Annotated in this window: 14 protein-coding genes; 6 read left to right on the forward strand and 8 right to left on the reverse strand. The window is 69.0% G+C overall.

The genetic code is table 11. The features are described 5' to 3' along the window. Positions 1–110: 110 nt before the first annotated feature. Together VFK57_14345 and VFK57_14350 are read right to left on the reverse strand one after the other, a co-directional pair. Positions 111–959: a DUF1080 domain-containing protein gene (locus VFK57_14345; GenBank protein ID HET7696890.1), complete on the reverse strand. Its 849-nt coding sequence runs from the start codon at positions 957–959 to the stop codon at positions 111–113. Further along, positions 956–1645, reverse strand: coding sequence for a DUF1080 domain-containing protein (locus tag VFK57_14350; GenBank protein ID HET7696891.1), 690 nt, complete (start codon positions 1643–1645; stop codon positions 956–958). Before VFK57_14350 ends, VFK57_14345 begins: the two co-directional genes overlap by 4 nt. Positions 1646–1686: 41 nt before the next feature. Here VFK57_14350 and VFK57_14355 point away from each other — a divergent pair, with 41 nt between their 5' ends. Continuing rightward, complete coding sequence (locus tag VFK57_14355) at positions 1687–3291, forward strand: Gfo/Idh/MocA family oxidoreductase (protein HET7696892.1); 1605 nt, start codon at positions 1687–1689, stop codon at positions 3289–3291. 173 nt (positions 3292–3464) lie between these two features. On the opposite strand, the gene VFK57_14360 is transcribed toward VFK57_14355, so the two are convergent. Both VFK57_14360 and VFK57_14365 read right to left on the reverse strand, forming a co-directional pair. Beyond that, positions 3465–5897, reverse strand: coding sequence for an ABC transporter permease (locus tag VFK57_14360; GenBank protein HET7696893.1), 2433 nt, complete (start codon positions 5895–5897; stop codon positions 3465–3467). 118 nt (positions 5898–6015) lie between these two features. Beyond that, complete coding sequence (locus VFK57_14365) at positions 6016–9498, reverse strand: TonB-dependent receptor (protein HET7696894.1); 3483 nt, start codon at positions 9496–9498, stop codon at positions 6016–6018. A 105-nt stretch (positions 9499–9603) separates the two neighbouring features. On the opposite strand from VFK57_14365, the gene VFK57_14370 reads away from it, so the two are divergent. Beyond that, positions 9604–11319, forward strand: a complete 1716-nt coding sequence (locus tag VFK57_14370; protein HET7696895.1) for a VWA domain-containing protein — start codon at positions 9604–9606, stop codon at positions 11317–11319. Positions 11320–11371: 52 nt separating this feature from the next. Here the strand turns inward: VFK57_14370 and VFK57_14375 are convergent, their stop codons facing one another. Further along, positions 11372–13807 carry an ABC transporter permease gene (locus tag VFK57_14375; protein ID HET7696896.1) on the reverse strand — a complete coding sequence of 812 codons (2436 nt, stop codon included), beginning with the start codon at positions 13805–13807 and terminating at the stop codon, positions 11372–11374. A 134-nt stretch (positions 13808–13941) separates the two neighbouring features. On the opposite strand from VFK57_14375, the gene VFK57_14380 reads away from it, so the two are divergent. Continuing rightward, positions 13942–14160, forward strand: a complete 219-nt coding sequence (locus VFK57_14380) for a hypothetical protein (GenBank protein HET7696897.1) — start codon at positions 13942–13944, stop codon at positions 14158–14160. On the opposite strand, the gene VFK57_14385 is transcribed toward VFK57_14380, so the two are convergent. Together VFK57_14385 and VFK57_14390 are read right to left on the reverse strand one after the other, a co-directional pair. Further along, on the reverse strand, positions 14157–16835 hold the full coding sequence (locus VFK57_14385) for an ABC transporter permease (protein ID HET7696898.1): 2679 nt from the start codon (positions 16833–16835) through the stop codon (positions 14157–14159). The genes VFK57_14380 and VFK57_14385 overlap by 4 nt on opposite strands. Position 16836: 1 nt before the next feature. Then, positions 16837–17166 (reverse strand): PadR family transcriptional regulator, encoded by a 330-nt coding sequence (locus tag VFK57_14390; GenBank protein HET7696899.1) that lies wholly within the window; start codon positions 17164–17166, stop codon positions 16837–16839. Positions 17167–17510: 344 nt separating this feature from the next. Between VFK57_14390 and VFK57_14395 the strand changes: the two genes are divergently transcribed. Together VFK57_14395 and VFK57_14400 are read left to right on the forward strand one after the other, a co-directional pair. Beyond that, entirely contained in the window at positions 17511–20474 is a 2964-nt protein-coding gene (locus VFK57_14395; protein ID HET7696900.1) for a TonB-dependent receptor, read from the forward strand. An 82-nt stretch (positions 20475–20556) separates the two neighbouring features. Continuing rightward, on the forward strand, positions 20557–21348 hold the full coding sequence (locus VFK57_14400; GenBank protein HET7696901.1) for a helix-turn-helix domain-containing protein: 792 nt from the start codon (positions 20557–20559) through the stop codon (positions 21346–21348). Between the two features lies 1 nt (position 21349). Here the strand turns inward: VFK57_14400 and VFK57_14405 are convergent, their stop codons facing one another. Next, positions 21350–21817, reverse strand: a complete 468-nt coding sequence (locus VFK57_14405; protein ID HET7696902.1) for a DUF6265 family protein — start codon at positions 21815–21817, stop codon at positions 21350–21352. A gap of 176 nt (positions 21818–21993) precedes the next feature. On the opposite strand from VFK57_14405, the gene VFK57_14410 reads away from it, so the two are divergent. Beyond that, positions 21994–22464, forward strand: coding sequence for a hypothetical protein (locus tag VFK57_14410; protein ID HET7696903.1), 471 nt, complete (start codon positions 21994–21996; stop codon positions 22462–22464). Positions 22465–22468 lie beyond the last annotated feature (4 nt).

Consider the following 22468-nt stretch of genomic DNA (forward strand, 5'->3'; position numbering starts at 1 on the left):
GGAGGGAAACGGAGCCAGGAGAGTTTTTCAGATTTCGCTCCGGTTCCCTCCGTTCCCTCCGTTGCTCCGTTCTAGAGACCGTTCCCTCCGTCCCCTCCGTTAACTCCGTTCTACTCGGCGAGCTTCAGCTCTCGAATCCAGACATTGCGGAAGCGCACCGGGTTGCCGTGGTCCTGCAGCCCGATATACCCCTTGGCGTTCGACGGCGCGTACGGTGGAATCTGACGATGCGCGGTGGGGCCCCAGAACGCCTGATTCGAGTGGACCACGACGCCGTTGTGCAGCACCGTCACCATCGCAGGCTTCTCCAGCTTGTCGCCGTTGAAGCGCGGTGAGGTGAAGGCGATATCGTATGACTGCCATTCGCCCGGCGGCCGCGACGCGTTCACCATCGGCGGAAACTGGCCGTACATCGCCGACGCCTGGCCGTCCGCATACGACTTGTTCTCGTAGCTGTCGAGCACCTGGATCTCGAACACGCCGTTCAGGAACACGCCGCTGTTGCCGCGTCCCTGGCTGTTGCCTCGCACTTCGGACGGCGTGGCGAACTCGACGTGCAGCTGGTAGTCGGTGAAGTCGTCGCGCCTGGTCCGGATCATGCCCTTGCCGCTCGAGAGCACGCCGCTCGCGTCGATCGGCCAGCTGACCGGGCCGCCGCCCTGCGTCATCTGCCACTTGCTCAGATCGTTGTTGGCGCCGAGCAGGACGATCGCGTCCGCCGGCGGCGGCAGTGACACGAACGGGCCCGGCTTCACGACCACCGGCCGCGGGCGATCGTCGTCGTGGACGAGCCACTTGCCATCCGGCTGCTTCGGCGTGTCCTTGTAGCCGGTGGGCGCCGGCGCCGGCGGCTTGGCCGGTCCGGCCGGCGGATTCTGCGGCGCCTGCACCTGCGTCATCACCCTGACGCCGAACAGCGCCGCGAGCAGGCACGCGGCGAACGTCGTCTGCTTTCTCATTGCAGCTCCCGGATTCTGATGTTGCGGAGTGACAGCATGCCGGGGTGATTGCCCTGGATGCCGATGTGGCCCTTCGGCGCCTTGCCGAAGTTCGGATACTTGGTGAACTTGCTGGCCTGGTATTTCGCTTCCCACTCGGGGCCGCCGATCTCGAACTCGGCGGTCTTGATCCCGTTCAGCCAGTGCTCGACGTGCGGCCCCTTGGCGACGATGCGCGTGCGGTTCCACTCCCCCACCGGCTTCACCGCGTCACGCGGCGGCGACGAGAACTCGTACATCGAGCCGGCGACGTGGTCGTCGCGCTTGTTGTCGGCCGCGTCGACGTTGTCGAGGAGCTGATACTCGGGGGCGCTCCAGTAGATCGCGTTGTACTCCTCGGTGCCGCGATAGAAGATGCCGGAGTTGCCCGCCTTGCCGATCTTCCACTCGAGCTCGAGCTCGAAATCGCCGAACTGTTCCCTGGTGACCATGTCGTTGGCGTTGCCGTCTTTCCACAGCTCGCCGTCCTTCACCAGCCAGCAGTCTTTCAGCACGCCGGGCTCGCACTGCTTGGGGGACCTGTCGGTCTTGAAGATCTTCCAGGCGTCCATGGTCTTGCCGTCGAACAGGCTCTTCCATGGTCCCGGCTTCCCCGCCGGGCTCTGCACCAGCACCGCGAAAACAATCACCGCAATTAGATGGCCCATGCCCGGAAGGTATATCATGACCGCGCGCATAGGGGGGCGTCATGGAAGACAAGAACAAGGGTGTATCCCGACGGCAGTTCATCGAGACGGCGGCGCTGACCGGCGCCGGTCTCACCATCGTTCCGCGGCACGTGCTTGGAAAAGGGTTTCAGGCCCCCAGCGATCTGCTGAACATCGCCGTGGTGGGCTGCGGCGGCATGGGACGCAGCAACCTGCGCGCCGTCGGCAGCCAGAACATCGTCGCGCTGTGCGACGTGGACTGGGACTATGCGGGGCGCGCGCTCGATCGCTTCCCGCAGGAGCTGGAACAGCGCCGCAACCCGCCGCAGCGGCCGGCCGGCGCGCCGGCGCAGCCGCCGCAGACCGATCCGGTCCGCCAGGGAGAGCCGATCGAGGTGCTCGAGCGGCTGGTGCAGAACGTCCCGAAGGCGAAGCGCTACACGGACTACCGCGAGATGCTGCAGCAGCAGAAGGACATCGACGCGGTGATCGTCGCGACGCCCGATCACATGCACGCGCCGATCGCGCTCGCCGCGATGGATCTCGGCAAGCACGTCTACGTGCAGAAGCCGCTGTGCTGGTCGGTCGAAGAAGCCCGCCTGCTGGCGAAGAAGGCGAAAGACAACCCGAAGATCGCCACGCAGATGGGCAACCAGGGGCATTCGGGCGCCGAGTCGCGGATGACCGTCGAGTACATCCAGCAGGGCGCGATCGGCGACGTCGCCGAAGTCCACGTCTGGACCAACCGGCCGCTCGGCTACTGGCCTCAGGGGCTGCCGCGCCCGCGAGCGGCCTCCGCCGCCGCGGCGACGGCCAGCGGCCAGGCGCCGCGCGCGCTGGGCTGGAGCGGCCGCGACGTCGAGACCCGCGTCGCGCAGGCGCTCGCCGCGGGTGCGACGCCGCCGCCGAAGGATCTCCAGTGGGATCTCTTCCTCGGCGTGGCCCCGCAGGTCGAGTACCATCCGGTGTATCACCCGTTCAACTGGCGCGGCTGGGTCGACTGGGGCCAGGGGGCGCTCGGCGACATGGGCGCGCATCTGATCGACTTCCCGTTCTGGGCGCTCGAGCTGGGCATGCCGACGAGCGTGGAGACGATCTCGACGCCGTTCAACGACATCTGCTTCCCGAACGCGACCACCACCTACTTCGAGTTCGCCGCGCGCGCCAGCAAGCCGGCGGTGAAGATGACGTGGTACGACGGCGGATTGCTGCCGCCGCGGCCGGCGGAGTTCAGCGACGAGATGATCGAGCGCAACGGCCGGATGGTCTACAAGGACCAGGTCGATCCCGGCGGTGGCGTCATGTTCATCGACAGCAAGGGCAAGCTGATGCACGAGACGTACGGCTACCGGCCGCGCCTGCTGCCGCAGTCGCTGCACGACTCGTACGGCAAGCCGAAGCCGACGCTGCCGCGCATCCAGACGACGCACGAGATGAACTGGGTGGAGGCCGCGAAAGGCAAGACGCCGGCGTCCTGCCCGTTCGACTACGCGGCGCGGCTGGTGGAAGTGATGCTGCTCGGCGTCGTCTCGCTCCGCGCGCGCTCGAAGATCTATTACGACGCGCCGAACATGCGGGTGACGAACCTCGCGTCGGCCAACGACCTGCTCAAGCGCGAGTACCGCGCCGGGTTCAAGCTGACGTAGTACCTGACTGTCACGGAATCACGCTCCGGGCACAAAGGTCACGAAGATCACAAAGATCACGAAGAAGACCAGTAGGTCTTCTTCGTGGTCTTTGTGATCTTCGTGGTCTTTGTGCCGGAGCGTCACTCGTGCCGGCGCATCACTCGTGACACGGCGGCGTCCGGCGACGCTGCTCAGTCGGCGCGCAGCACCGAGGCAGGCGTGACCCGGACGGCCCGGAGGGCGGGCACCAGCGAACCGGCCAGGGCGATGAGCAGCACGGCGCCGACGCCCGCCGCGAAGGTGGCGGGATCGCCCGGCGCAATCCCGAACAGCAGCGCGCTCATCCACCGTCCCGCGGCATACGCGCCGGCGACGCCGGGGACGATGCCGAAGACGGCCAGCCGCATGCCGCCGGCGAAGATCATCCGGCTGACGCCTGCCGGCTGCGCGCCGAGCGCGAGCCGCACTGCAATCTCCTGCGAGCGCTGCGACACGGTGTAGGCGAGCAGGCCGTAGATGCCGACGCCGGCGAGCAGGAACGCTACCGCCGCCAGGACGCCGAGCACCTGGATCTGCGCCTGCCGCGACGCCGTATCCCCCGCCAGCACGGCCTCCATCGTCCGGACGTTCGAGATCGGCTGCTCGGGATCCGCCTCCTTGACGATGCGGCGAATCGCTCCGACCAGCGCCTCGCCCGAGCCCGCGTGGCGCACGACCAGATCCTTCGGCTCGAAGTTCGTCGGCCAGCCGTCCGCGACCTGCCCCGCCGGCAGGTAGATCTGCGGCTCGCTGGTCCGCTCGAGCCCGCGCACCTTGACGTCGCCGACCACGCCGACGACGGTGCGCTCCGCGTCGCGGTGGCGGAAACGCCTGCCGATCGGATCCTGGCCGGGCCAGTAGCGCTCGACGAACGACGCGCTCACCACGGCGACCCACGCGCGGTCCCGCGCGTCCGCCTCCTCGACGTCGCGCCCGCGGCGAAGCGGGATCCCCATGGTCCGGAAGTATTGCGGCGTTACCCAGCGGTGGCTGACGCCGCCCGTCCGGTAGTTCTCCCGGGCCTGACCGGGAATCTCGACGGCGGTGACGATGCCCGTCATCACCATTGGCAGGCCGCTGATGAACGCGGCGCTCTCGACGCCGGGCAGCGCGCGAACGCCCGCCAGCACCTGCTGGTAATACTGATCGCGGCGCGCGGCGCGTTCGTATTTCGGCCGCGGCAGCGCGGTGCGCAGCGTGAGCACCTGGCGCGGAGAGAACCCGGGCTCGATCGACTGCACGCGCCAGAGCGCCCGGATCAGCAGCCCCGAGGCGATCAGCAGGATCACCGACATCGTCACTTCCACCGTCACCAGCACGGCGCGGACGCGCTGCTTTCGCCCGCCCGCGGTGCGGCCGCCGTCACGCAGCGCGGCGAACCCGGAGCCGCGCGCGGCGCGCACTGCGGGAAACAGTCCGAACCCGAGACCGGTGAGCGCGGTGAATACCGCCGCCAGCCCGAACACGCGCAAGTCGAGCGCCGGCCGTGCCGCGATGGGCAGCGTCGGCGGCACGAGGCTCGAGAACAGCGGCAGGCTCGCCGCCGCAACGGCGACGCCGACGGCGCCGCCGAGAAGAGTCAGGACGATGGTCTCGGTGATCAACTGGCGGATGAGCCGGCCCCGCCCGGCGCCGAGCGCCGCGCGGACCGCCATCTCGCGCTCGCGTGCGCTGGCCCGCGCGAGCAGCAGGTTGGCCAGGCTCGCGCACGTGAGGATGAGCAGGCACAGGGTCGCCCCGCCCAGCGCGGTCAGCATGACGCGGAAGCGCGGCGACATGTTGTCGTGCATGCGGAAGAAACTCACGCCCGTCTCGTCGTTGGTGTCCGGGTACTCGCGCGCCAGGCGATCGGCGAGCAGGGTCAGCTCGGCGCGCGCGGTGTCGAACGTGACGCCGGGTTTCAGCCGCGCGATCGCCTCGAGGTAGTTGTTCGAGCGATTCGCAAACGCGTCATCGCGGAGGATCAAGGAGGTCCAGAGCTCCTTGTCGCGGTCGGGAAAGTAGAACGACAGCGGCATGACGCCGATGACCGTGTACGGCGACCCGTTCAGGGTGATCGTCCGCCCGACCACACCGGGGTCCCCGCCGAACTGAGATCGCCAGAGTCCGTGGCTGATGATGGCCGCACGGGCGTCCGCGTCGCCCGGCTCGAACACCCGTCCCATGGCCGGCGCAACGCCGAGCAGCGGGAACACCTCCGGCGTCACCGAGGCAATCGCGAGGCGGACAGGCTCGCCTCCGCCGACGAGATTCACCGCGTCGGCCGCGAACGCCCCCATGCCGCGGAACGACGTGCTCGTCGCCTTCAAGTCGCGGTAGTTCGCCGGGGACATCTGGTTCATGCAGCCCCAGCCGCCGCCGGTGCGGGGTCCCTCGCAGAGCCGCACCAGGCTGTCCGGATCCGGGAACGGCAGCGACCGGAACAGCACGAAATCCGCGACCGAGAAGGCCGCGGTGTTGGCGCCGACTCCCAGGGCGATGACGAGGATGGCGGTCAGGGCGAAGCCGCGCGCGCGGACGAGCGTGCGGGCGGTGTAGCGCAGGTCCTGGAAGAGGATGTCGCGGTGGGCTGAGAGTGCTGGCATGAACGGCTCCCGGGAGTTTGACGCTCCAGGGAGCCGACGGTTAGCTCCAGCGCCGCGCGAACGAGCCTCGCCAGCGACGCCGTCGGGATCCGAGGGGGCGAAGCCCCTCGGATCGGAATCAGAAGCCCAGCCTGATGCCGAGCTGGAGCGTCCGCGGGAAGTTCACCTGGCTCGCCGTATCGACGATGCCGAAGTTGCCCTGCCGCGGGTCGGTGTTCGGCGCGCCGAAAATGCGGACGTTGAACACGTTGAACGCCTCGACGCGAACCTGCAGGTTCTGTCCGCCGGGGAGCCGGTTGTTCTTGAACAGCGAGAACGACCACTGCGGCTCGGTCGGCTCGTTGACGTCGTGGAACCGCGACTTCGCCACGCGGTAGTCGTTCTGGCCGAGCACCGTCCACGCGAACGTGCCGTCGGGGCGCGGGTTGTTCAGCGCCGTGCTGCTGTTGTCGAACCAGCGCGAGAACGACTGCTCGCTCTTGGGAAGCGCGACGTCGGAATCGAGCTGGACCGCGACGGTGTTCAACGCCAGCGGACGTCCGGACTGGATCTCGCCGATGGTATTGAACTGCCATCCGCCGATCAGCGCCGCGACGATGCCGCTCGTGCTGCCGCCGAACCGGCGCCCCGGCCCGAACGGCAGATCCAGCAGCGTGGTGATCGTCAGCCGGTGCCGGCGCTGATCCCCCTGGAGATCCCTGAACGGTTCGGTGTCGTAGTCGGTCAGGAAGTTGATCTTGTCCTCGAGCTTCATCAGCGTGTAGTTCACCGCGAACATCACGCCGTTGCTGTAGCGGCGCGTTGCCACCGTCTCGAGCGCGTTGTAGTACGCCGACCCGAGGTTCAGCCGGTTCATCGTGATCTGGCCGAACTGCGGGTAGGGACGCAGCAGCTGCGATCGGGCGGCCGTGGTGGCGTTCAGCCCCTGGCCGGGGACGAGGCCGGCGAACGGGTTGGTGAACGTCTGATTGAGGTAGCCGGCGTTCCCGCCGAGCGCAGGGATGGCCTTGTCGTTCTCGGACTTGGGCACCGAGTTGATGTTCCGGGACGCGCCCAGCTTGCTCACGACGTTGCCGACGTAGGCCACGTCCAGCCCGATCTTCCACGGCAACTGAATGTCGACGCCTGCCATCCATTGATCCGTATACGGCACCTCGTAGTCCGGATTGGGAATGGTGAAGCCGGTGCCGATGCTGGTGAGGAGCCCAAGCTCGCCGGCGAGCGGCTGCAGGAACCCGGACGGGAACGGATTCGCCCACGGCGTCGCAGGGTCGACGCCATTTGGCGCAAAGGCGACGAACGGCGTGTTCCTCTGGAAGTCGGTCGTGTAGACGCCCGCCTGCCCGCCGCTCGACAACCCCAGGTACGAACGGCCGTAGTTGCTCCGGGCGACGAGCCAGTCATTGATCTTGTAGGTAAACCCGACGCGCGGCTGGATGTTGTTCCAGTCGGCCTTGTAGGGCGTCTCCGGGCCGCCGCGGTTCGCGAACAGCAGGCCCCCTCGCAGCGTCAACGGCTGTCCGGTCGCGGGATTGATCGTGTTCGATCCCTGCGGGAGCTGCGACTGCAGCGGGTTGGGGGAGGTGGAATCGAAACCGGAGACCGTCAGGTTGTCGCCGACGCGAACCGGCGGCTGGTAGTCCCAGCGGAGCCCGAGGTTCAGCGTGGCGCGCGCGCCGATCTTCCAGTCGTCCTGCGCGAACAGCGCGTAGTAGCGGTACTTCTCCGTGCGGGGGGTTCCGGCGGTCACCACGCCGGCGTTAGGCAGTCCCAGCAGAAACTGCGCGAACTCGTTGCCCGACGCGGCGCCGGTTCCGCTGAGTGGATCCCGGCGCGTGAACTGCGTGCCACGGAAATCGAACCGGCCATTCGTCGGGACCTCGTCCTGACGGTAGAACTCATACGCCCGGAACTCGCCGCCGACCTTGGCGAAGTGCTTGCCGAACGTTCTCGACAGCGTCGAGCTGAGCGAGTACGCATCGTTCTTCGGACGCCGGAAGGTGCGCGGGAACATGTCCTCGTACTGATCGAAGTCGATCTGCGGGAACGGCGGTCCGGTGAGCTGATAGGGACCAGTGAATGGCAGGCTGGGATTGACGTCACCGTACTCCTTCTCGTGCGGCTCGTCGAACCGATCCCATGACACGCGCGTGTTCCACAGCATGTTGTTCGAGAAGGTGCGGTTGTCGTCCACCGTCGCGAGGTAATGGTTGCGGTGGGTCGGATAGTTGTCGCTGCGGAGCGCCGGCTCCGGCAGCGCGTTCTCGTTGCGATACTCGATCCCCCAGTTCGCGCTGTTGCTGAACGAGAGCCGGTGGTTGTCGCTGAAGACGTGGTCGATGCGCGTGAGATACGAGTTGTAGCGGTAGCGGCCCAGATTGGGCGAGTTGACGAAGTTGCTCGATCCCGCCAGGTTGCTCGGCGTCGCGTTCTCCTTGGGGATGAACGGCAGCAGGGCCTTGGCGATCGGGTGCCAGCGGTTCTCGGGGATGACGTTCCCCGGGAACGGCTGTCGCGTGCAGACCAGGCTCGCCGAGCAGACCGTGGTCGCGGGATCGTAGATGAGAATCGGCGTGCCGTTCGCCGTGGTCGTCTGCGAGAAGTCGCCGCGCAGCTGCGCTGCCGTGGGGATGGTCCGCGTCACCGGGAACGGGATGTTCTCGTAGAACCCCTGATAGCCGCCCATGAAGAAGGTCTTGCCGCGGCGGACCGGGCCGCTGAGCATCGCCTCGCCGTTGAAGTACTTGTGTTCCTTGTTCGAGATCCGGTTGCGGATGTTCTGGATCTGATTGGCGTCGAGCCAGGTGCCGCGGTGCAGCAGGATGCCGGAGCCGCGGAGATCGTTGGTGCCCGACTTGAACGTCATGTTGACGACGCCGCCGCTGGTGCGGCCGAACGAGGCGTCGACGCTCGAGGTGCCGATCTTGAATTCCTCGATCGCATCCACCGGCGGCGCGTAGTTCCAGTTGCCGGTGCCGCCGCCGGTGCCGGCGCTTGGCGCCCCTTCCATCAGGAACTCGTTGTTGCCGGTGCGGCTGCCGTGGATCGACAGCGAGCCGTTGACGTCCCACGCGCGCGTGCCGGAGAACCCGGTCGCGCCGAAGGTGGTCTGCGTGAAGATCGTCCCGGCGGTGAGCTGCGCGAGCATGTAGACCTGCCGCCCGTTCAGCGGCAGCTCCGAGATCCGCTTGTTCTCGATCGTCTGGGCGATCGTCGTCTCGTTCGATTCGATGTTCGTCGTCGCCGCGCTGACGGTGACCGTTTCCTCGACGGCGCCCATCGACAGCGAGAGATTGACGGTGACGGTCTCGGCGGTGCGCAGCGTGATGCCCTCGCGAACGAACGTCTTGAACCCGGAGAGGGCCGCGGTGATCCGGTACGGCCCCGGCTGCAGGTCTTGAATCGTGTACACGCCGCGGTCGTTCGTCTGAGCGTCGACGGCGACGTTGGTGTCGGTATTGAGCGCGGTCACGGTAGCGCCGGGCACGACGCCGCCTTGCGCGTCGGTCACGGTGCCGGTAACAGTAGCCCTGAACTGCTGGGCTGCTGCGTAGGCGGGTATGAGCAGAGCCAGAATCGCGAACCTGAGCGAACGAACCATGAGCACCCTCCTCCCAAGAAGGTGATCGCATCCTATTACTTTTTCGCGCCCGGGAGCGAGCGAAGCGGCCCCGCCGTTATGGCAAGATGGTCCGGGACGTCCACGGTGAAGCTGCGATCACCGCTCCTGCTGGTGCTCATCCTCGCGCTGCTCGCTCCGCTGGGAGCGGCGACCGAGCCTGTACGCATCTCGACCATCGTCACCGACCGCCAGGGCAAGGCGGTGACCGGCCTCACGCTGAAGGACTTCGAGATCCGGGAGGACGGCGTGCTGCAGCCGCTGCTCTCGGTGGAGTCGCGGAAGCCCGCGCCGCGCCGGCTGGCGATTCTGCTGGATGAGTTTCACGTCGATGCCGCGGACAGCGTCCGGATCCGCGATGCCGTCATCAGGTTCATCACCGCACAGATGCGCCCGGACGACACCGCGGTGATCCTCAAACCGCTCGACCCGCTGACCACGATCCGGCTCACGAGCGATCGCGACGCGCTCGTGGCCGCCGTCAGCACGTTCGAGGGACGCAAGGGGAACTTCGAGCCGCGCTCCGCGCTCGAAGAGGAGACGATTGGACGGGCGCCGGCGCTCGCCGAGGCCGGACGCGCGCAGGTCGTCCTCTCCGGCTTGCGTGCGCTGGCGACCCAGCTCGGCTCGTCGCCCGGGCGTTCGGCGATTCTGCTGGTGAGCGAGGGGTTCACGCGCCAGCCGCGGCGCCTGACGGTGCGCGGGCTGCCGGACGCCACGACCGTCGAACGCTTCGCCAACCGGTACGATGTGCCGATTTACGCGTTCGACCCGCGGACGGCCGCCGGCGAAGATGCGGCCGGAGTCGCGATGCTGGGGCGGTTCGTTGCCGAGACCGGGGGAACGCTGGCGCGCGGCGACGATCTCGCCGGCAACCTCGCACGCGCCGGCCAGGAGATCGACAGCGGCTATACCCTCACCTACCAGCCGTCGCGCGCCGACGACGGACGCTATCACCCGGTGCGCGTCACCGTCGTGCGGCGCGAGGCCGACGCGCGCAGCCGCGGGGGCTACGTCTCGGCGCCGTCGGCGGAAGCGCGCCGTGCGATGCGCGAGGGGCCCGGCGCGAACGTCATCCTGCCGACCCGCCTGCTCCGCCGCAGCCCGCTGATCGACGTGTGGTCCGGGGTGACGCGCGTCTCCACCAGCGACGGGCGCGTCATGGTCACATGGGAACCGGGACGCGCGCTGACCGCCGCCGGACGCGCGACTGCGTCGCGGGTGGCGCTGAAGGCGACGACGCGCGACGGCCAGGTGCTGTATGAAGGATTGCTCGCCCCGGTGCGCGTCGGGGAGGCGGCAGACAAGAACGCCTCGGATCGCGCGGAGTTCGACGCGCCTTCCGGCCGGGTCCAGCTCGATATGACCGTGCTCGGGATGCGCGGCGAGAAGCTCGACGTCGACGCCCGCGACGTCGAGGTCCCGGCGCTGAGCGGGTCGTCACCGCTGCTGCTGCCGGCAATCCTGATTGCCACGCAGTCGGCGCGCGAGTTCCGCGCCGTGGCCGACGACGCCAACGCGGCGCCCGATCCCTCGCGTCAGTTCCGCCGCACCGAACGCCTGGTGATCCGCGTGCCCGCCTACTCGGGCGACGCGCCGGTGCCGGTGACCGCCTACCTGCTGAACCGCCTGGCGCAGCCGATGCGCGAAATCGGCGTGCTGCCCGGCGCCGGCGGCGCCGGGGTCACGCAGTTCGATCTGCCGCTCGCGCCACTCGCGCCGGGCGAGTATTTTCTGCAGTTCAACGTCAAGGGCCCGGGCGCGCCCGTCGGCCAGCGGATTCAGTTCCGCATCACCGGCTGACGACGTCGCAGTTCCTTGCCGGTAGGGCCGCCGGCAGCGCGCCCGCCGGCCGTTACTCGCGTCGCAGCGCCACCAGCGGATCGACGGCGGCGGCGCGACGCGCCGGCAGCGCGCTCGCGAGCAGACCGGCACAGGCGAGGACCGCGAGAGCGCCGGCGAAGATGCCGGCATCGTTCGGCTGCACCTCGAAGAGGAACGATTTCACGCCCGAACCGAGATACCAGGCGCCGATCCCCCCGATCGCCAGTCCCGCCAGCATCAGCACTCCCGCGCGGCGCAGCACCATCGAGACGACGTTCGCGCGCGTGGCGCCGAGCGCCATGCGCACGCCGATCTCGTTCGTGCGCTGCGCCACCACGTACGCCATCACCCCGTAGATGCCGACGGCGGCGATCACCAGGCCGAGCACGCCGAACAGCGCGAGCACCGCCATGTTGAAGCGGCGCTGCGCGATCAGGCGGTCCATGTAACGCTCCAGCGTCACCGTGTCGCCGGTAAGGCGCTGCTCCGGATTGACCGACCAGATCGCCGCCTTCACCGCCGGCAGCACGGCGAGCGGATCCCCCGCGCTGCGGATCGCCAGCGTCGCGCCGTAGCTCTCTTCCTGCGCCGCCGGCAGATAGCACTCCTGCCGCGGCGCGATCTCCGGCCCGAGATGGTGAATGTTGCCGACGACGCCGACGACGGTCCACTCCTTCTTGTTCATCGTGAACCGCTGCCCGAGCGCGTCCTGGCCCGGCCAGTAGCGCTGCGCCGCCGCCTGGTTGATCACCACCACGGGACTGCTGCCGGCGCGGTCGTCGTCCGAGAGGTAGCGTCCTTTCAGCAACGGAATGCGGAGCACCCGCAGGTAGTTCGCGGACACGGTCCGCCGATCGATGTCGTCTCCTTCGCCGCTGAGCTGCCCGCGTCCCGGCAGCGTGATGCGCGTCCGGCTCCAGCTGCCGGAGAGCGGCAGGCCGCCGCTCACCGTCCCGACCATCTCCACGCCCGGGACGCGGCCGACTGCCTCGACCGCCTGACGCACGTATGGCGCGCTGCGAACCGCGTAATCGGCGAACGTCTCTCCCGGCCGGCGGCTCAGCCCGATGTTGAGCGCCAGCACATTCCTGTAGTCGAACCCGGGATCGACGCGGATCAAGCGCACGAAGCTCCCTGTGAACAGGCCGGCGCCGACGAGCAGGATCACCGCCAGCGCCACCTCGGCGACGACGAGGATGCTGCGCAGCCGCTGCGCGGCTCCGCCCGCGGTGGCGGAACGGCCCCCGTCCTTCAACGAGCCGGCCAGGTCCGGCCGCGCCGACTGCAGCGCCGGGGCCACGCCGAACAGAACGCCGGTGACGCCGGACGCGAGAATCGTCGCGGCGAGCACGCGGTAGTCGATCCCGATCGACGCGACGCGCGGAAGTCCGGCGGGCAGCCAGGCGCGCAGGACTGTGACGCCGCCCCAGGCGAGCAGCACCCCGAGCAGCGCCCCGGCTGACGAGAGCAGCAGACCTTCGATCACCAGTCCGCGGACGATGCGGAACGGGCTGGCGCCGAGCGCCGCGCGGATCCCCATCTCGCGCGTCCGGCCGGTGGCGCGCACCAGCATCAGGTTGGCGACGTTCGCGCAGGCGATCAGCAGCACGAGCACCACCGCGCCCAGCAGCATCAGCATCCAGCCGCGGACCTTGCCGACGAGATGATCGTGCAGCGTCAGCACGTACGCCCTGCGGCCGGGGGTCCACTTCGGGTCCTTCTGATCGAGCTGCTCCGAGAGCCGCCACATCTGCCCGGTCGCCTGCTGCAATGACAGGCCGTCCTTCAGGCGGCCGATCACGGTGTGGTTGTAGTTGTGGCTGTCCCCCTTGGTGCGATCCTCCTTGCTGAACATCATCGGCACCAGCAGGTCCGCCGGACGATCGCTGCCGACCGGATACGAGAACGTGGCGGGCATCACGCCGACGATCTCGTAGGCGCTGTCGCTGAGCTCGATCGTCCTGCCCACCACGTCCGCGGCGCCGCCGAACCGCCGCTGCCAGAAGCCGTAGGTCAGAATGGCGACGCGGTGCCGTCCCTCGACCTCGTCGCTCGCGTTGAACGCCCGGCCGAGAAGCGGCGCGACCCGGAGCACGGGGAAGAACTCCGCCGTGATGCGCTGCGCCCGCGCGTCTGCGGGCTCCCCCCCTTCCGTTTTCAAGCGGAACTGGGTCCCGGCGACGGCGGTAATCTGCTGGAACGGCTGCTGGAGCTCGCGCCAGTCCAGGTAGGTCTGCGGCGTGACGTTCCCGAGCCCGAAAGTGACCGCCCGCCGGGTGTCGTTCTCGTAGATCACCCCGAGCCGATCGTGCTCGTCGAAGGGCAGCCCGCGGAGGACGACAGCGTCGACCACGGAGAAGATCGCCGTGCCGGCGCCGATGCCCAGCGCCAGCACGAACAGAGCGACCAGCGTGAACCCCCTCGATGCGAGCAGGGACCGGGCGGCACTCTTGAGGTCGTCGCGCACGGCCGGTTAGACGGGCGACGCCGCCGTGGGGTTGGCCGTATGGACTTCCTTCACGCATGCGTCGCGCCCGCGCGGGCTGGCCAGCGGTGAACACGGGCCGCGCCGGTGGCACGAGGCTTGGTGGTGTGCGGCGTATGACGGACATCAGGAGCCTGGTCGAGGCGCTGCCCGAGTGCGAGCCGAAGGGGAGGCTGCGAGGCCTCGCCACCGCCGCGTCGACGCTCGACGAGGGCTCGCGCGGCGAAATCCTCGAGCGCATGGCGCGCGTCGTGCGCGAGTGGCGGGAAAAAGATCCGGTAACCGACCTCGACAGAGAGATCGAGCGGCAGATCCGCGGATCGCAGGATCGCTAGCCGCTGCGCAGGGCCGCCGCCGGATCCACGCTGGCAGCGCGCCGCGCCGGCAACGCCGCCGCAACCGCTGCCGCGGCCAGCAGCGTCGCCGCCGACACGGCGAAGGTGGCCGGATCCCGGGGTGTCATCCCGTAGAGAAAGCTCGTCAGCAGGCGCCCGGCCGCCAGCGCCGCGGGGATACCCAGCGCAATGCCGGCCCCCGCCAGGAGCAGCGTCTCGCGGACGATCCCGCGCATCACGCTCGACGGCGTCGCGCCCAGCGCCACACGGACGCCGATCTCGGCCGTGCGGTGCGCCACCGAATACGCAACCACGCCGTAGAGTCCGATGCACGCGAGCAGCAGCGCCAGCGCGGCGAACATCGCGCACAGCCGCAGCAGCAGCCGCTCCGCCGAGAGCGAGTGGTCGACCTGCTCGGTCAGGGGCAGAACCTGGCGGATCATCAGCTCCTTGCTGACGCTCGACAGCGCCTCGCGCACCGGCCCGGCAAGCGACGCCATCGGCATCGTCGACCGGACCTCGAGCGACCGCAGCGTCCGCGTCATCTTGGCGTAGGGCACGAACATGAGCGGCTTGGCGGCTGTGCGCAGGCTGTTGTATTTCGCGTCGCGGACGATGCCGACGATCTGCAGCGGCCGGCCGGGCTGGCCGCCGAAGCGGATCGTGCGTCCGACGGCCCCGCCGGGGAAGAAACGCCGCGCGAAGCTCTCGTTGACCACGACCGCTCCCGCTGCCGAGACATGATTGTCCTCGTCGCGCAGCGCACGCCCTTCGAGCATCGTCATCCCGAGGGTGTCGAAATAACCGGGTGAGACGCTGTTGTAGCGCGCCGTCAGCCGCTCGCTCGCCCCGGCGCCGGGAATCGAGAACGGCGCGCCGATATCCGACGGGCTGAAGATCAGCATCCCGGAGAAGCTGGCCGACTGAACGCCCGGAATGGCGAGCACGCGCTCGCGCGCGGCGCGTTCGACCGCGGCCATCGCCTCGGGCTGGCGGTTCGACGGACTGCCGGCGAGGCTGAACACGATCACGTTCTGCGGCGAGAACCCGAGATCCTGCGCGTAGAGCTTCTGGACGCTGCGCACGAGCAGGCCCGCGCCGACGAGGAGGAGCAGCGACAGCGCCACCTGCGCGGCGACCAGCACGCGGCCGGCCCGCTGCCGCGCCGGCTGCCGTATCGCGCGTCCGGCGCCTTTCAACGCCGGCGCGAGGTCGAGCCGCGTCGCCCGCAGCGCGGGGACGAGGCCGAAGATCACCGCGGTGGCGATGGCGAGCACGGCGAGGAACGCGAACACGCGGATATCGGGATCGAGCCGGAGCTTCAGCCCCACCGGACCGCCGAGGATCATCCGCGCCAGACTCCGGGCTGCGAGCTGGGAGATCAGGAGCCCGGCCGCCGCGCCCGCCGACGCGAGCAGCAGGCTCTCGATCAACAGCTGCCCGACCAGACGCGCCCGGCTGCAGCCGAGCGCCAGCCGGACGCCGATCTCCCCCGCGCGCGCCGCGCTCCGCGCCAGCAGCAGGTTGGCGATGTTGGCGCAGGCGATCAGCAGCACCAGCGCCACCATGCCCATCACGATCAGCAGCGGCTTCATGTAGGTGCGCCGCAGCGAGAAATCGAGCCCGGCGGCAGCCGGCAGCAGCTCGATGGACGCCTGCTCCGGCGTCTTCTGGATGCCCTCCTCCACGCGCAGTTGCCTGAAGAGCACGGTCAGCTGCGCGGCCGCTTCCGCGGGAGCGATGCCCGACTTCAGCCGGCCGAAGAACGCGGTGAAGGTTCCGCGCCGGTTCTCCAGCTCGTCGAGCGACGACCAGGCGGTGAGCGGGACCCAACCGTCGGCCGCGTTGCCGAGCACCTCGCCGGCAAACCCTGGCGGGGTGACGCCGACCACGCGCGCGGCGGTGCGGCCGATCAGAATCGTCCGGCCGATGACGGACGGATCACGGGCGAACTGCCGCTGCCAGAAGGCGTCGCTGAGGACGACGATCGAGCCGGCTTGCTCGGCGCTGGCCGGAACGCGATCGTCTTCAGGGAGGAACAGCCGTCCGGCGGCGGGCGCGAGGCCGAGCACCGAAAAGTAGTTGCCGGTAACGAAGCTGATCCGGACGTTGTCGATCTCCGCGCCGCCGCCGGAGGCGGCCGGCACCGTCACGCGAACCGGCGTCTCACCCGCCGTCGCGACGATGCCGGTCAGCGCCTGCTGCCGCGCCGCGAGATCCCGGTGCATCGGGAACGACAGGAATGCCGGGTCGCTGCCGCGCGGCGCGATCTCGACGAGCGCCGACGGGTCCCGGACCGGCAGCGGGCTGAGCGCCAGCGCGTTGATGAAGGTGAAGATCGCGGCGTTGGCCCCGATGCCCAGGGCGAGCGACAGCACCGCGGCGGCGGTGAAGGCGGGACTCTTGCGCAGCGCCCGCACCGCGTAGCGGAGGTCGCCGAGCAGCATCTCGAGGCGCACGCCGGCGCGGACGTCGCGCACCGCGTCCTGGACCGGCTCACCGCCCAGCGCGAGGCGCGCCGCCCGCCGCGCGTCGGCGTCGCTCATGCCCTGCGACGCGTAGCGGTCGCGGAGCGTCTCCTCCGCGGCGCGCAGCTCGTCGTCCAGCTCCCGTTCCACCGCGGACTTGTGCAACAGGTTGCGCCACGCGTGGATCAGCCGCGATCGGTGACGCACGTCAGTCGGCCTCGAGGATCTGCCCGATCGCGAAGACGACGCGGGCCCAGTTCTTCTTCTCGGCGGCGAGCTGCTTCTGGCCGGCGGCGGTGAGCCGGTAGTACCTGGCGCGCCGCCCTTCCGGCGTCTGCGTCCATTCGCCTTTGATGAACCCGTCCTGCTCGAGCCGGTGCAGCGCCGGGAACAGCGAGCCCGGCCGGACCACGAAGGTGCCGCCGCTGATCTGCTCGATGCGGTCGGCGACGCCGACGCCGTGACGCGGCTCCAGTTCGAGCGTCTTCAGCACCAGCAGGTCGAGGGTGCCCTTCATCAGCTCCGCCTGTTTGCCCATGGCGGAGATGCCAGCACGTTTCGGTGTTCGATATAGAAATTCTATATCGACCGGCCACGGGTTGCGCGGGGATCGGGGATCGGGGGATCGGCAAGCGGCACGCGGCTCAGCCGCGACCGGCGGCGATTCGGTCTGCTGGATGCGATCCACGGTGGAATTGGATCGCCTGGCTGCGGCTGCCCCCCGATCTCCGGCCGTTCGTCACACCCCGCGTCACTCGCCATCGCGGAGCACGCGCTCGCGGCGCGTGGGCCCCGTTCGTCCCACGGCCCGTGCGAACCCGTTCCGGATGTGGGACTGGTGTGTCGCTTGCTCAGCGCAGCCGCCATCAAAGGAGCTTCGCAATGCACACACGAACATGGCGGCTGCTGATTGCCGCGCTCTGCCTCGCTGGATTCGCCGCGAGCGCCGACGCCCAGCAGACGACCGGCACGATCACCGGACGCGTGCTCGACGAGCAGAAGGCCGCGGTCCCCGGCGCGACCGTGACGGCCAGGAACGAGAGTACCGGGTTGAGCCGCAGCGAGCTCAGCGACAGCGAAGGGATCTATCGCATCACCGGCCTGCCGGTGGGCAGCTACGCGTTGTCGATCGATCTCAGCGGCTTCCAGGCCCAGTCGCGCACCGTGCAGGTCAGCGTCTCGGAGACGCTCACGGCCGACTTCGATTTGCGCGTCGCGCGGGTCGCCGAGACCGTCAATGTGACGGCCGAGAGCCCGCTGGTCGACACCACGTCGTCCGCGGTCGGCGGCCTGGTCGACACCCGCCGGGTCGAGAACCTGCCGCTGAACGGACGGCAGTTCGCCAACCTGGCCGTGACCATCCCGGGCGTCGGCCTCGGCTTCCATAGCGACCCGACCAAGAGCACGCAGTTCTCGCCGCAGATCAACGGCGGCAACGGCCGCAACGTGAACTATCAGATCGACGGCGGCGACAACAACGACGACACCGTCGGCGGCCTGCTGCAGCTGTTCCCGCTCGAGGCGATCCAGGAATTCAACTTCCTGACCTCGCGCTACAAGGCGGAGTACGGCCGCAGCAACGGCGGCGTGATGAACATCGTCACCAAGAGCGGGACGAACGACTATCGCGGCAGCGTCTTCGAGCTCTTCCGGGACAAGGCGATGAACGCGAAGACGGAGACGGAGCGCCGCGGCTCGCTCGCCAAGCAGGATTACCGGCGGAACCAGTTCGGCGGCAGCCTCGGCGGACCGATTCTGCGCGATCGCGCGCACTTCTTCGCCGCCGTCGAGCGCACCAACCAGGACACCACGCAGGCGGTGTCCAGCCAGGGCCTCTTTCCCGACAAGGACGGGGTGTTCGCGACGCCGTACCGCGAGACCCTGTTCACGGGCAAGGCGACCGCCAACCTGACGCCGACGCAGTACCTGTCGGTGCGCTACGGCCGCAACCAGAACGCGCAGCCCTACGGCGCCACGCCGCGCGCCACCGCCGACAACTGGGGGGACAGCGACAACCGGTTCAACTCGATCAACGTCAATCACAACGCGTCGCTGCGCGGATCGAAGCTGAACGAGTTCGTCTTCCAGTACGCCGATTTCTCGAACCACATCTCGGCGCGGAGCCAGACGCCGTACGAGTCGTTCCCCAACGGCGTGACCACCGGCCAGAACGTCAACTCGCCCCAGAGCACGGCACAGAAGAAGTACCAGTTCCGCGACGACTTCTCCTGGCACGCCGCCGGCCTGGGCGGACTCGGTCACGACTTCAAGGCCGGCGTCAACTTCGTCAACGAGCCGCGCCTGTTCATCACGTTCAACACCGGCAAGGGCGTGATTCAGTACAACCACCTGAACAACGACGTCAACGGCCCGATCTCGAACGTGACGCTCAACGATGGCGACTCGGCCGCCAACATTCCGCTCAAACAGTACGGGATGTATTTCCAGGACGATTGGCGGGTGAGCGATCGCGTCACGCTGAACCTCGGCGTTCGCTATGACTTCGTCAAGGGGCTGCAGTTCGATCAGTCGCAGAACCCGAATTACCTGCTGGCGCAGCAGTCCGGCGCCGCCGGACGATTCGCCAGCGTCATCGGCTACGAGAACTTCGGCAAGAGCGCCAGGGACGACATGGACAACGTACAGCCGCGGGCCGGCGTGGTGTGGGACGTGCGCGGCAACGCCAAGGACATCGTCCGCGCCGGTTGGGGGATCTACACCGACTTCGGCTACACCAACTCCAACGTCCTGTTCGCCGCCGCGGACGCCAGCGGGTCCCGCTTCGGGACGGTGTTCACCGCCAACAACACGGCGGGGCTGCGCAACCCGGACGGCAGCTTCTACCGGGTCGGGCAGCCGCTGTCGAATCTCGCCTCGCAGAACGAAGCGGGCGCGCTGCCGCTGTTCGGGCAGTGGGTCGACCCTCGCCTGGAGCAGCCCGAAACGCGGCAGACGGCGATCGGCTGGACGCACGCGCTGTCCGCGAGCACGGTGGTCAGCGCCGACTACGTCCACATCGACGGCCGGAAGCTCAACGTCCGGCCGCGGCTGAACACCCGCGTCAACGGCGGCGATCGCCGCTTCGCGGACGTCGGCTTCAACCCGAACTCGTCGGCGGCGCGCGCCGCGATCAGCCGCGGCCGGTCGGAATACGACGGGCTGATTCTCGGCCTGCGCCGCCGGCTCTCGCGCGGCGTCGACTTCACCAGCTCCTACACACTCTCGCGCGGCCGCAGCACGATCGGCACCGCCGGGGACGAGCTGGACACGCGCTACCTGCAGGACGCCGCCAACCCGTTCGACGATCCGCGGATGCTGGGGCCGAACCGCCGCACCGACGCCCGCCATCGCCTCACGGCGAGCGCGACGCTGCAGCTGCCGGCCGGCTTCCGGGTCGCGCCGATCTTCATCTTCCGTTCCGCCCTGCCCGTCTACCTCGGCGAGGGCGTGGACCGCAATCTCGACGGCGAGCTGAACGACCTGCCGGAGCGCGCCGTGGCGTTCGACGGCTTCGACGGCAACGGCGTCGTGAAGCTGAAGGACATCGGCGCATGCGAGACCATCAACTGCGGCCGTGGACCGCGCTTCTCGCAGCTGAACCTGCGCGTGTCGCGCACCTTCCGGCTCCCGGGCCGCGCCAACCTGGAAGCGATCGGCGAGGTGTTCAATCTGTTCAACGCGATCAACCCGGCGAACATCGAAGGCGCCATCTCCGGCGTCGTGCAGACGGTGCGTCTGGTCGGCGGGCAGGCGAATCCGACCTATATGCAGCCGACGCGCTTCGCGGGCGACTTCCAGCAGCCCGAGCAGCGGGTCGGACAGATCGGGTTCCGGTTCACGTTCTGAGCGCAGGGGTGAAGCGGCGTTGACTGCGATTCCGGCCGTCACCGAAGCGTGGCGGCCGGATCGTCGCATAGACTCGACCGCGATGCGCTACACCCAGTACCCGCCGTCCCCCGCCCTGGCGCGGATCGCCGACTGCTACTGGATTCTCGAGGATCACGGCACCGGGCGGCCCGAGCCGATCATCCCGGACGGGCGGATGGAGATCGTCCTCCACTATGGCGTCCGCTTCGAGCGGCATCACCCGAACGGCAGCGTCGAGCGGCAGCCCGCGTCGCTGATCGTCGGCCAGATGCTGGCGCCGATGTGTCTCGGATATCGCGGGGCCGCCGGCGTCGCCGCCATCCGGCTGCGTCCCGCCGGGGCAAGGTCGGTGCTGCGCGGCCACGCCGCGGAGATCACCAACCGGGCGGTCGACCTCGAGGCGATCTTCGGATCGACGGCGACGCTGCGCGAACGGCTCGCGCTGGCCGCCGACGACGCCGCGCGGGTGCGCGTGCTGGAGGGGTGGCTCGCGTCGATCGTTCGCGGCGGACCGGCCGCGGAGATCGACGCCGCCGTCGGCGCGATCGCGCTCAGCGGCGGCACGGCCGCGCTGACCGGGGTGGCGGCCGACGCCGGCCTGAGCCTGCGTCAGCTCGAACGGCGGTTCCTCACCGACGTCGGCCTCCCGCCGAAATCGTTCGCGCGGCTGGTGCGCCTGCAGGCGGCACTGCGGCGCATCGGCGAAGGGCGGCCGCTCGCCGAGATCGCGCAGGCGTGCGGCTACTACGACCAGTCGCACATGACACGCGACTTCGGACGGCTCGCGGAAACCTCGCCTGCCGCCTGGCTGCAGGGCGCGGGCGATCTCACCCAGCTGTTCGTCGGCCGCTAGCCTAACTCCCGCCGCACGACGACTTCCGGTAGGGAAAGTCGATGCGCCGGTTCTGTCCGTTCATCGGCCCTTCGATCGACGCCGTCAGCGCATCGCCGTCCCGCTTGTAGATGATGCGTTTGGGAAAGTCGTGCGCCGGGTTCTCGAAGACGACCTCGCTCGCGGTGGCGCGCGCCGCAGTGAAGGTCGCCTCGGGCTGACGCGACGGTTTCGCCACGTACTCGAGCCCCTGCGCACCCTGGCGGATGATCAGGAACTCCCACTCCGTCGTCTTTTCCCCAGCCGTGGTCCGGGACACCCCCATCATCGTCCCACTCTCGGGCGGCATCCAGTGCTCGGCGACGTGGCGCCCGTTGCGCGTGGCGTCCCAGCACCCGGCAATCCAGGCGACATCCTTCACGGTGGGTTGCGGCGCGGCGGCGGCCTGCGCCGCGGCGGCCAGGGCGATGAACAGGGACAGTGAAAGCATGCCGCAGCCTACCGCGGACCGAAATGCCGCGTCTTGGAAAAATGCGACGCCCTACTGTTTCATCGCGTCGATGGCTCCGGTCGTCCCTGCGTGCCGACGATCGTGCGTCGGATGGCGCTCTGCAAGTGAACCGCGCGGCGCCGCGCGCGTAATAGGGAGTGCCACAGGAGGCACTCATGACAATGTTGTGTGTCGCGACGACCGCGTTGATGCTGCTGCAGCCCGCCGCAGCCAGGCCTGCACCGCCGAAGCCGGCTGCCGCCAAGCCGGCCGCGGCAAAACCGGCGGCGACCGACCTCGCGGTGACCCTGAGCTACAAGGGCAAGGGGACGGTCGACGCGGGCCACCAACTGATCGCGTGGCTGTTCACGGACGCGAACGTCACGAGCAGCAGCCGTCCGATCGCCACGCTGACGACGGCGAAGAACGGCGACACGCTGACCTTCAAGGACGTACCTGCCACGCCGGTTTACATCTTCGCGGCGTACGACGCCAGGGGCGGGTACGACGGACGCAACGGTCCGCCTCCCGCGGGAATTCCAACCGCGCTTTACCGGAAGGTCGCCAAGGGGCCGGCGACGGCAGTGAAGGCCGGCGGTCCGGCGGTGAAGCTGAGGTTCGACGATTCGCAGCCCTGGAAACCGTAACGCA

The organism is Vicinamibacterales bacterium, from assembly GCA_035699745.1.
Taxonomy (GTDB): Bacteria; Acidobacteriota; Vicinamibacteria; order Vicinamibacterales; family 2-12-FULL-66-21; genus JAICSD01.

Bases quoted from the DNA above. Each gene is read 5' to 3' on its own strand.
- VFK57_14345 (HET7696890.1), bottom strand. From the start codon at position 959: ATGAGAAAGCAGACGACGTTCGCCGCGTGCCTGCTCGCGGCGCTGTTC.
- VFK57_14350 (HET7696891.1), bottom strand. From the start codon at position 1,645: ATGGGCCATCTAATTGCGGTGATTGTTTTCGCGGTGCTGGTGCAGAGC.
- VFK57_14355 (HET7696892.1), top strand. From the start codon at position 1,687: ATGGAAGACAAGAACAAGGGTGTATCCCGACGGCAGTTCATCGAGACG.
- VFK57_14360 (HET7696893.1), bottom strand. From the start codon at position 5,897: ATGCCAGCACTCTCAGCCCACCGCGACATCCTCTTCCAGGACCTGCGC.
- VFK57_14365 (HET7696894.1), bottom strand. From the start codon at position 9,498: ATGGTTCGTTCGCTCAGGTTCGCGATTCTGGCTCTGCTCATACCCGCC.
- VFK57_14380 (HET7696897.1), top strand. From the start codon at position 13,942: ATGACGGACATCAGGAGCCTGGTCGAGGCGCTGCCCGAGTGCGAGCCG.
- VFK57_14390 (HET7696899.1), bottom strand. From the start codon at position 17,166: ATGGGCAAACAGGCGGAGCTGATGAAGGGCACCCTCGACCTGCTGGTG.
- VFK57_14395 (HET7696900.1), top strand. From the start codon at position 17,511: ATGCACACACGAACATGGCGGCTGCTGATTGCCGCGCTCTGCCTCGCT.
- VFK57_14400 (HET7696901.1), top strand. From the start codon at position 20,557: ATGCGCTACACCCAGTACCCGCCGTCCCCCGCCCTGGCGCGGATCGCC.
- VFK57_14405 (HET7696902.1), bottom strand. From the start codon at position 21,817: ATGCTTTCACTGTCCCTGTTCATCGCCCTGGCCGCCGCGGCGCAGGCC.
- VFK57_14410 (HET7696903.1), top strand. From the start codon at position 21,994: ATGACAATGTTGTGTGTCGCGACGACCGCGTTGATGCTGCTGCAGCCC.